At 35.7% G+C, this 11,031-nt stretch carries 11 protein-coding genes; 2 read left to right on the top strand and 9 right to left on the bottom strand.

Going from position 1 to position 11,031, the window contains the following annotated elements:
* Positions 1-4: 4 nt before the first annotated feature.
* The 5 genes from IV88_RS00065 to IV88_RS09060 form a co-directional block, all read right to left on the bottom strand.
* Complete coding sequence (locus IV88_RS00065) at positions 5-1,714, bottom strand: proline--tRNA ligase (protein WP_057797462.1); 1,710 nt, start codon at positions 1,712-1,714, stop codon at positions 5-7.
* 17 nt (positions 1,715-1,731) lie between these two features.
* The gene (gene rseP / locus IV88_RS00060; protein ID WP_057797460.1) at positions 1,732-2,997 is read right to left on the bottom strand and encodes an RIP metalloprotease RseP; all 1,266 of its coding nucleotides are present in this window, start codon (positions 2,995-2,997) and stop codon (positions 1,732-1,734) included.
* Positions 2,998-3,021: 24 nt separating this feature from the next.
* Positions 3,022-3,807 carry a phosphatidate cytidylyltransferase gene (locus IV88_RS00055; RefSeq protein WP_057797458.1) on the bottom strand — a complete coding sequence of 262 codons (786 nt, stop codon included), beginning with the start codon at positions 3,805-3,807 and terminating at the stop codon, positions 3,022-3,024.
* Positions 3,808-3,819: 12 nt separating this feature from the next.
* Positions 3,820-4,554, bottom strand: coding sequence for an isoprenyl transferase (locus tag IV88_RS00050; RefSeq protein ID WP_057797456.1), 735 nt, complete (start codon positions 4,552-4,554; stop codon positions 3,820-3,822).
* Between the two features lie 90 nt (positions 4,555-4,644).
* The coding region (locus IV88_RS09060; protein WP_236698580.1) for a KxYKxGKxW signal peptide domain-containing protein at positions 4,645-6,219 on the bottom strand (1,575 nt) is incomplete at its 3' end.
* 406 nt (positions 6,220-6,625) lie between these two features.
* On the opposite strand from IV88_RS09060, the gene IV88_RS00040 reads away from it, so the two are divergent.
* On the top strand, positions 6,626-8,017 hold the full coding sequence (locus tag IV88_RS00040; protein ID WP_083486794.1) for a glycosyltransferase: 1,392 nt from the start codon (positions 6,626-6,628) through the stop codon (positions 8,015-8,017).
* Complete coding sequence (locus IV88_RS00035) at positions 8,010-8,648, top strand: hypothetical protein (protein WP_057797454.1); 639 nt, start codon at positions 8,010-8,012, stop codon at positions 8,646-8,648. Before IV88_RS00040 ends, IV88_RS00035 begins: the two co-directional genes overlap by 8 nt.
* A gap of 298 nt (positions 8,649-8,946) precedes the next feature.
* On the opposite strand, the gene IV88_RS00030 is transcribed toward IV88_RS00035, so the two are convergent.
* The 4 genes from IV88_RS00030 to IV88_RS00015 form a co-directional block, all read right to left on the bottom strand.
* Positions 8,947-10,155 carry an FtsW/RodA/SpoVE family cell cycle protein gene (locus IV88_RS00030; protein WP_057797453.1) on the bottom strand — a complete coding sequence of 403 codons (1,209 nt, stop codon included), beginning with the start codon at positions 10,153-10,155 and terminating at the stop codon, positions 8,947-8,949.
* Between the two features lie 15 nt (positions 10,156-10,170).
* Positions 10,171-10,392 carry a DUF2969 domain-containing protein gene (locus IV88_RS00025; protein ID WP_057797451.1) on the bottom strand — a complete coding sequence of 74 codons (222 nt, stop codon included), beginning with the start codon at positions 10,390-10,392 and terminating at the stop codon, positions 10,171-10,173.
* Complete coding sequence (gene yidD / locus IV88_RS00020; protein WP_057797450.1) at positions 10,361-10,660, bottom strand: membrane protein insertion efficiency factor YidD; 300 nt, start codon at positions 10,658-10,660, stop codon at positions 10,361-10,363. The genes IV88_RS00025 and yidD overlap by 32 nt, the downstream gene beginning before the upstream one ends.
* 71 nt (positions 10,661-10,731) lie before the next feature.
* Positions 10,732-10,956, bottom strand: coding sequence for a DUF1146 family protein (locus tag IV88_RS00015; RefSeq protein ID WP_186823788.1), 225 nt, complete (start codon positions 10,954-10,956; stop codon positions 10,732-10,734).
* Between the last annotated feature and the right edge of the window lie 75 nt (positions 10,957-11,031).

Raw genomic sequence — 11,031 nt, 5'->3', positions numbered from 1 at the left:
GTATTTAGTTAGCTTGATTCAATAGAATATCAACTGTGTTCTTTAATTCTTCAACTTTAACTTCAACTGTTTCTCCACTCTTACGTAATTTAACTTCTACGATACCATCGCTAGATTTCTTTCCAACGGTAATTCGAAGTGGTAACCCAATTAAGTCAGAATCGGCGAATTTAACACCGGCACGTTCTTTACGATCATCCATTAAGACACTGTAACCAGCATCTGAAAGAGTTTGTTCAATATTTTGAGCAGTTTCCATTTGTTCTTTGTTCTTATCACTAACTGGGACAACATGGATATCGAATGGCGCAATGTTTGCAGGCCAAACTAGTCCGTATTCGTCAGCTTGTTGTTCTGCAATAGCTGAAAGCAAACGACTAACACCAATTCCATAACAACCTAGAATAACTGGCACAGCACGTCCATTTTTATCCAAGACCTTAGCATCCAATGAATCAGAATACTTTGTACCAATCTTGAAGATATGACCAATTTCAATACCTTTAGTAAACTTCAAAGCACCTTTACCATCAGGGGCAAGTTCGCCTTCTTCAGCAACACGAATATCAGCAAATTCCTCTATGTTAAAGTCACGTTCTAAGTTTGCGTTTAAGAAATGATAGCCATTTTCGTTAGCTCCAACCACTGCATTATGGATTTGTTGCACATATTTGTCAGCAACAATCTTCATATCCTTAACGCCCACAGGTCCTAATGAACCCGCGGAAGCATGCATAAAGTTTTCAACTTCTTCTTCAGTAGCTTCATGAACATCATCGGCATGGAGAAGGTTTGTTAGTTTAACTTCATTAAGTTGGTCATTTCCCCTTAAGAGAGCGAGAACTGGCTCACCGTCCACAATCATAACCATTGTTTTGACAATCCGGTTAATATCAACACCAAGCTTTTCAGCAACTTCATCAATACTGTGGGCATCATCAGTTGGAACCTTGATAATTTCTTTTAGATCTTCATCAGCAAATCCAAGATCCTGATATTCAGCGGTCGCCATTTCTAAATTAGCAGCATAATCGCTTTCTTCGGCATAAGCAATGGTATCTTCACCTACAGGAGCAACAGCGGAAAATTCGCGAGAATCATTTCCACCCATGGCTCCGGCATCACCAACAATTTCTCTAAAGTTTAGTCCACAACGCTTAAAGATATTACGATAAGCGACTTCCATATCATGGAAACTGTTATCTAAGCTTTCTTCATCAGCATGAAATGAATATGCATCCTTCATTAAAAACTCACGTCCACGCAACAATCCGTAACGAGGTCTATCTTCATCACGATATTTCATCTGAATTTGATAAAGGGTTAATGGTAACTTTTTGTATGATTTAATTTCGTCTCTAATAAGAGTTGTAAAGGTTTCTTCATGTGTAGGTCCGAGAATAAACTTACGATCATGTCGATTCTTAAATTTAAAAAGTTCTGGACCGTATGTTTCCAAACGACCTGATTGTTCCCACAATTCTTGAGGTAAAACAATTGGAGCTAACATTTCAACAGCATCAATTTTAGATAATTCTTCGCGAATAATCTTTTTAATGTTTTCAAGAACTCGAAATGCCAATGGTAAGTATGCATACATTCCTGCAGAAACCTGACGAATATAGCCAGCTCTTAATATCATTTGATGACTGATAGCTTCAGCATCACTAGGTACCTCTTTGACAGTTGGTATTAATAGTTTTGATTGCTTCATGTAATAAATTCCCCTTGTTATTTAATAAAATACCGTTCAATATCATTCCACGTCACTAAAATCATTAATAACATCAGTAAACCAAATCCAACTAATGTAATCATATTTTCAGTTTCAGGTTTGATAGGTTTGCGTCTAATTGCTTCAATAATGTTCAATAGTAGTTTACCACCATCTAACGCAGGAATTGGAAAAAGATTAACAATTCCCAAGTTTAGTGATAGAAAACCTAAAACAGTCAGAACTGAAATAAAGCCTTGTTTTGCAGCAGCAGAAGTTGTTGCATAAATTGCAACTGGGCCGCCTAAATCATTTAAACTAAATCCATGGAACATTTGTCCAATCGCGCCAAACAAACTCTTTGCCATATTCCAGGTACCTGTGAAGCCATACAATAGACGATCTGAAAATTTTGAAGTAGTTGTACTTTCGATTCCAATCATTCCAACTTTACGGTTACCCTGCTTAACAGTTTGTGGAGTAAGCATAATTTGTTTTTTCTGTTCATGACGTTGAACTGTTAAATCAAGTTTTTGTCCGGGATTCTTCGAAATAGCTTTTGATAAATCTCCCCAGTTATTAATTTTGGCTTCATCAACGGCCAAAATACGATCGTTATTCTTTAACCCTGCCTTGCGTGCAACTCCGTCTGGAATAACTTTAATTTGGTTGGAGTTCGTTGGAACGGCTCCCTGTACAACACCAATTATTGCAAAAACAATAATCGCAAGAATAAAATTATTTACAGGTCCAGCAACATTCGTCAAAATCCTCTGAAGAACCGTTGCTGATTGAAATTGTACATCACGCGGTGCAATTCTTACTTTTGTTCCATTTGATTCAATGATGTTTGCATCGTGATTAATTGAGAAACGATGTGTAGTTTCTTCATCACCGTTCTCAAATCCTTCAACAAAAAGCTCATCTTGTAAATCAAAATTAGTAACCTCAAGCGGAATACCACTATTAGTATTTCGATTATTAGTTGTGTCAATCGTAACAACTTCGCCGTGTTCATTGGTAATAATAGTGATTGGTTGACCAGTTTTTAAATCGTCTTCTTGTTCATCCATGCCAGCCATGCGAACATAACCGCCCACAGGTAAGAGACGCAGCGTATAAGTTGTACCGCCACGCTGCAAGTCGACTAACTTTGGACCCATTCCAATTGAAAATTCACGTACTAGGATTCCAGCTCGCTTTGCCATAACAAAGTGACCAAACTCATGGACAATAACTAATATTCCAAAAACAATGATAAAAGTAATAATCGTTTTAACCATTCATTTAGCCCTCTCTTACGTAATTTAGAATAATCCAAGTAAATGTGCAATTGGTAATACTAATAGTAAACTATCAAATCGATCTAAAATTCCACCGTGTCCTGGTAAAATTTTTCCTGAGTCTTTGACACCATAGAATCGTTTTAGTGAGGATTCAATCAAATCACCCAACTGACCAGAAACAGAAAGAATAATTGTTACTAAGATCATAATAAGTAATGAGTGTGGAAAATGTACTAAAGCCGCGAAAACACCACCAACTACTGTAGCAGCAATTGTTCCTCCGATAGAACCTTCCCAAGTCTTATTGGGACTGATTAGTGGAGATAATTTATTTTTACCAAATTGACGGCCAAAAATATATGCTCCACTATCGGTTGTCCAAACGATGAATAGTACGTATAGCAACATGTACAAGCCAGCGCCACGAGCAGCAATAAACAGACTAAATCCATAACCAATATATAGCATACTCAAAGTCAAAACGCCTACATCATCAAAGCTAAGACGATTATGACTAAAAATCATCCGAACTAGTAAAGCAATCACAAATAAGAAGAAAATGAATTGTGCATTAAATTGTTTGGAAAGTCCATCAAACCAGTTTCCAGCCTCAACCAAGAACAATGTTCCAACAATACTAATAATAGCTTCTGGTGAAATTAAAATAATCTTTTTCATCATTAGAACTTCACTCATAGCAACACCAGCCAAAACTAGTCCTGCGATTTCAATCCAAATCCCACCCATAATAATAATAGGTATAAAAATTAACAGTGCAACTACTGCGGTAATAACTCTTTGTCTCATTTTAAAAAATCCTCACTTTTTTATACCGCCGAAACGACGATCTCTTTTTTGATATTCAAGAATTGATTCTTCTAAAGTGGTACTAGTAAAATCTGGCCAGAGTACTGGTGTAAAGACAAGTTCACTATAAGCAATCTGCCATAATAGGAAATTGGAGATACGTTCTTCACCACTTGTTCTAATCAATAAATCTGGATCAGACAAATCTCCTAAAAATCCCGTCATCAGATTCTTACTAACAAGTTGTTCGTCAATATCCTTTAGTTCAATAGTATGATCTGCAGCTTGTTTAGCAATCTTTTGAACCATATTCACAATTTCAGTCCGAGAACCATAATTTAAAGCAAAATTTAAAATCATACCGTTGCCATTCTCAGTATCACGAATTGCATTATTGACAGCTGTTTGAGTAGCTTCGGGAAGTCCATCGATATCTCCAGTGACTTTAACTCTAATTCCCTGCTCTGCCAATTCAGGAACAAACTTATCAAAAAAGTCGATTGGTAATTTCATTAAATACTTAACTTCATCTTGAGGACGTTTCCAATTTTCAGTTGAAAATGCATAGAGTGTTAGAACTTTAATTCCCAGCTTATTAGCAGCTTTAGTAATTGTTTTAACAGTCTCCATACCACGTTTATGTCCTGCAACCCTAGGCATTAATCTTTTTTTAGCCCAACGACCGTTACCATCCATAATAATAGCAACATGTGCTGGAATGTTTTTATTCAATTTTATTGTGCTCAATCTGACATGTCTCCTTTAACAAACATATTCTTTATTCTATCAAAAAAAGCACTAACTAAACAGCACAACATAGTCTGAGTTATAGAATCNTGTTGGTACCGTCGGTGGTGTCGTCGGCACCGTCGGTGGTGTCGTTGGTACCGTTGGCGGCGTTGTTGGCACTGTCGGTGGTGTTGTTGGTACCGTCGGTGGTGTCGTCGGCGTATTACCTTCGGCATTTCCAGATGCACTTGTATTAATAAATGTATCAACTTGACTAGTAACGGGATGATTACCAGTTAATGAAATTGTATTTGTTACTTGAGAATCATCATTAAACATTCCATCGCCATTTATATCGACTAGATTACTCATGTAATCAATACCATAGTGATCGGTAATATTGCCTAACTGTAAAGTGAACCCGCCGCCATCAGTTTGGTTCAAAACGTATTGGTCAGACGAAACAAGTTTAGCAATACCGTTCTCATCAAACTTTGTAACTATCAAACTCGAAAAATCAATTTTTTGTGTATCCTCTGGAGAATCAATAACTGAAACATTTTCTAAACTATCTTTAATACTATTAATATCCGTATGCCAGTGAATTTTTCCGGTTGTAATATCTGATTCATAAACGGTTCCATCTGGAGAAACCCACTTGTCCCCAACATTAGTTGAAAACTTTACTAAATATTCTTTATCCTTAACGGTTCCTGAACTATCGTTCGATACAGTAAATGGAGTCTTTGCGATAGTTGTATTAAAAGTAAATTCTCCACCAGGTGTATTCACTACTTTTTCGGATGCTTTAGTTATTAAATTCAACAGACCATTCACACCAGTATGGGATGCAAAATAATCACTTGGATCACTTAAAAGTACACTAGCATCCCCACCTTTTGTTACACTAAAAGTACCTACAGATGTTCCATCAGACGTAAGAATTGGTGCTGAAGTATCATTTGCTATAGTAAATAAAGTGGTATCGATATTAAAGTTGACCGTATCACCCTTCTTTAAATCTCCCAGTTCCCAATTCCAATTTATGATAATTGGAGCATAAGGATTAATTGTTCCATCGCCATTCTTTGATGGTATGGATTGCCAAATCAAGAACTTCTTAACTGTTTCCGGATCAGAATAAACGTGTCCTGAAGAAGCAGGCATATTCACTGGTGTTGACTCATCATTTTGAGAACTACCTGAAATACTGTTATCAGACGAGTCAGTATTAGAAGATTCCATTGGTTTGTCTACTTTATTTGTAGCATCTGATATCGTTTTATTTTCAACATCAGAACTATCCTTATTTTCAGGAGTAGCGTTGACGTTGTTATTATCCTGTTGATCTAAAGCTTCTTGCTTTTCATTCTTACTTTCTTCATTACTACTCTTTATATCCGGATTGCTCAATGAGCTGGTTTGAGATTCAGAATTTGTACTATCATCTGTTTTATTTTTAATGCTGTTAGTATCCTGTTGAGATTGCTTATTATCTACATCGATGCTGCCTTTATTAACACCGTCAACTAATTCCAAAGAATTATCGGTATTATTTTTAACTTGATCTGCAGATGCGGTGTTAGAAGCAACACCTAATCCCATAATAAAGGCAGCAGACGCGAGTCCTATAACCCACCGTTTTCCGTCTTTATACATTTTAAAACGCTTTTTCATCTCCATTGAAACGCCCCCAAAACTGTGAAGTTAACTAAAAAGTTCCGATTTAGGGTACCAAAAAAAAGAGAAAATAGCAAGTGCTTTCTTAGAAGAATTTAACATTTTGACGATTGGTTATTCTTTTATAAAATTTTTCAAGTTAGTAGATTGCTAGTAAATTGGGCTTAACTAAGTATATTTTAAAAAAACCGTATTTATTATATGCATGTTCATCTAATCTAAATTTAATAAACGCTAATGAGGTTCAATTATGATTTTCATGAAACAAAATAATTTAAAGCGCTTTATAATCGATTGAATCAGACCAAAACTTATTGTAAAATTAGCGATACTTTAAGCACATCTACAATAATCAAATTTTGCCATACATAACGACCTTCTGAATAGAAAGGATGCTAACCAATTAGATATGACTAATAACTTGTTCTGTATAAACGATATGTCACAGAATCATTCTGGTAGATCGCTAGCTATTTGCGATCGAATTCTAATTTTTCAAGAATTAAACATCCCATGCTTGCTAACCACTTTTGCGTTTAACTCGGATATTTTAAATGTTTTTGACCAACAGAACATTAATTTAGAGTTAACAAGCAATATGTACCTCAGCTTGATATTTGATATACAGAATTTATCTGAACTACAAAATCCCGATACAAAGTGGTCAGAGAACTCTCACCAAACAAGTACTGGAATTTTAGTTTTTAGTGACCTTCTGAATCAGAGTGGAGAATTATTATCTCGTTCCTATTACGCCAACACAGAAAGTAATATTAGATATAAATTCAGAACTGATTACTTTGGGAAAAACCAAAAGTTGCGTCTTCAAGAATTCTACGATGAAAACGAAATCTTGCTTTCTGCAAGATATTGGGATAATCAAGAATGGCTTGTATTTCAAACCAAATCAGAATTAATTACATATTATTTGAATAAGCTAATTGGAGATCAATCGACTATATTGTACTCAGATGCCGTTAATGAAGAAGAACAAGCCATTTACAACACCTTGGCAAATAAATATATTATTGGCAGAGTCAATATCCTACACGCTGAACATTTGACTCAGTATCAAACTATAAGGCCCGGTTATCGCAACATGCTACTATCTAAAAATTCAAATACTTGGTATGTGTGTGGGACACAGCGGCAAGTATATGACTTAAAGCAATTGGGATTGACTAATTCACTTAACATTCCACCAATATCAGGCACGACAGAAAGCACAATCAATACTTCTCAAACAGCCAATGATTTTTTAGTTTTAGTTTCCCGTATAGATCCTGTTAAGAGAGTTGAAGACGCTATAACTGCTGTAACTTTAGCTCATAAAGTTAACCCAAATATTAGTTTTGAAATTTGGGGTCAACCAGAGGATGCTCAATATCAGAAAAAACTAGATGAGTTGATTACTACATCAATGGCTAATGAATTCATTAAGTTCATGGGTCCTACAACTAGACCTATAGAGGTATTTCAAAGGGCTAACTTAGCACTAGTTTGTTCTAAGGAAGAGGGATTTGCGAGAACCATTACAGAGTCACTGTCGGCTGGAACACCATTGGTTGGTTACCAGACTGAATACGGTCCAAAAGAAATGATAATAGATTCTAAGACAGGGATCTCTGTTCCAGATGGGGATACTGATGCCCTTTCACAAGCTATCTTGTCTGGTCTAAAACAGTTTTCTAATGAAAAAAGTAGATGTAACGCTGCACACTGGGTAAATACATATGCCGGTCGTAGCGTTATTGCTAATAAGTGGAATAATTTAGTAAAGCGGGTAAATTCAAATGCATGAAGCACGTAACATCGTTATTGCTGATAAATACTCTAAAGAACTAGCTATTCGTCTGCTTGAACCCAACACGGATATTGTTTTTTTAAATAAAGTTACAGTTGGGCAAAATACGAAGGCTAGTATTCACTATTTGTTCGAAAGCGATCAACCAGAGTCGAAGCCTGTTACTTTGGACTACTTGTCCCTAGATACTGAGCTTGCTATAGAATACTTCGGCAATGGCCAGGTGGACTTGCTAAAAAACGAAAGTCCAATTACAACCATAAAAACTAACGATTGGCAAAAACAAGAAGTCGAGTATCAACAGCTACTCTCAAAAAATGGATTCAGTGTTGAAACAAACTACTATGAAGGACTAACATCTGACAAATTAGGTACTCGTCGATTATCTACTGACAAACTCGGAAGAACTATTTTATTTGAACAGATCTTAATTAACGGTGCAATAGCTAGAACCCACTATTTTTATGCTAATGATGCTCAGGAACCAACAGACTTTATTTACTCAATTAATGATTTAATTTTTGAAGAACACCGTCAATGGTTGGGCTACTTGATTCAATACGCATTTAACTTTAAGAGGCCATATACTTTTGAAAACTTATCATCAAAAGAAGTTATACTCTCTTAAATTAGACATAAATAACTAGCGTGTCTTTGTCCACTCCGTCTCATATTAATAGCTCTCTAAATCAAGAAATTTTCAATATACTTATCTTCAAACGACAAAAAAATATCGCACACTCTATAGCTCAGAGTAATGCGATATTTTTTACTATTCTCAAATATTCTAATGCTTTCCTTTTACCAACTAGCCTTCTTAACACCAGGAATTTGGCCTTCATGGGCCNAGGCATTAGTTAAAATTTTATTAAAAACATTTGGCAAATAAAAAAGATTTCCACAGCAACTGCGGAAATCTCAACGTTTTAAAAAGTTCTTTTATCTTCTAATGCATTATATGAAACATAGTGGTATCGCATCGACATTATCAATCCAATCCCAATCATATTTCCAATTAACGCTGAACCACCAGCGCTAACAAATGGCAATGGAATACCAGTCAATGGTAACAATCCGATATTCATACCAATGTTTTCGAAAACATGGAATAAAATCATCATAATTACACCGGTTGCAATATACGCATAAAACTCATTTTTTGTATCAAATGTAACTTGGATAATCTTGTAAATTAACAAGAAATACAATCCTATCAGTAAAGCACCACCGATAAATCCAAAATTTTCACCAATAACGGAGAAAATCATATCTGATTCTCGGACTGGTACTTTAACATTCGAAACATCAAATCCTTTACCAAATAGCTGACCTGATCCAATTGCTTTCATACTTTGCCACAATTGATATCCAGAATTACTAGTATCAGCTGCTGGATGTAACCAGTTATCAACACGAGCAAACTGATAGCTTTCAAAACCTACCTTAGAAAGTAATGCCCGTCCCCAGTTACTAACAACCAACATTAAAGTCGTACTAACAAGAATAACTAATCCAACAAATGAAGGAATTAGGATTCTCCAACTAACGCCAGAAACAACTACCAGTCCACAGAAAATGGCAATGAACACTAACATAGTACCAAAATCATGCTGTAGTAGTAACAAGATTGGGATTGGTAATGTCCATAGAATCATAATTCCAATTAGACGCCAATCTGTTCTGACTGTTCGTTCTTTAATTTTTTCATTATATACGGTTATGACCCGAGCCATCATTAAAATGTACGCCGGCTTCATAACCTCCGAAGGCTGGAACGTAAACGACCCAAACGCAAACCAACTCTTAGCTCCAGTATTAGCTGCATAAGTTCTACTGTACAAAAACAGAACAGCTATTAGAAGAAAGATTCCTAAACCATAGGCGACAGGTGCCAACTTCCAAAGTTGCTTGGAATCAAATTGCATGATAACTACTACTATCGCAATTCCTAAAGCGTACCAAATCACTTGTGACAAAACCTGACGCAAAACACTTGTACCACTTGTATCATGAGTGGCAGCGACATAAATGGAGCCTAAACCAATAATGGCTAGCATCAAGACCGGAAAAATAATCCCGTAATCAATTTTGGAATTTTCATCCTTACGAGCCAGTCGTGATTCTTTATTATTCATCCAAAGCCTCCCTAATTAAAGCTGATGGAGGTTATATTCAGAAATAATCCACTCAACACCTTCATCGAGTGATTTAACACGCATCTCACTACTATTGATCTTTGCTAAATATTCTTTTTCATCTTCGGAACTGACAGTTCCAATCACACGATTATTAATTAATACTTCTTGAACTGGCTTTCCACTACGTTCAGAATCGTTGATTTCAATCTGAAAGCTTTTTGCTTTTTTCGACATTACTTTCTCTCCTATTACTGAATAATGATGGTTGAGGATTTCTCTTAACCGAAAAGTGTTCAGGAACTGGATCGTATCCACCTTTAACAAATGGATTACATCTTAGAATCCTAGCACCACCCATAACACTGCCCTTAATTGCACCAAACCGCTCAATTGCTGTGAAGGTATAGTTCGAGCAAGTCGGATAATAACGACAGCTAGGCGGAAATAGAGGCGATATAAAACGTTGATATCCTCTAATAATTGCTAAAAAAACTCTTTTCATATTCATACCCACTTAAAATTAAACACCGTCTAAAATTATAGCACATGCAGATTAACAAATTTGTAATTGTTTTATTTAACAAGAAAAATTAAGTTTCTGATTGTTGTAATTAAATCGAGGAAAAATGTACTAGAGGTGTAACCAATCACAACTGATAAGAGCACGATTAAGAGTTTACCCTGCGCTGGATAATTGCCCATGAATTTATAAAATGGAACAGCTTGTAACGCCCAAAAAGAAATTCCAATGAAAAATAAATAGCACACCAAAGTTAATAATGATTGAATTCCTAACACAATAACATCTCCATTTCTCTTCTTGTTATTGTAACAAAACATGCTAAGAATGTTGGTTATTTGATTAAAACTTTA

This window comes from Pediococcus argentinicus, from assembly GCF_001437605.1.
GTDB lineage: Bacteria > Bacillota > Bacilli > Lactobacillales > Lactobacillaceae > Pediococcus > Pediococcus argentinicus.
Note: the sequence above shows the minus strand (reverse complement) of the source record. Positions and strands in the feature narration are given on the sequence as shown.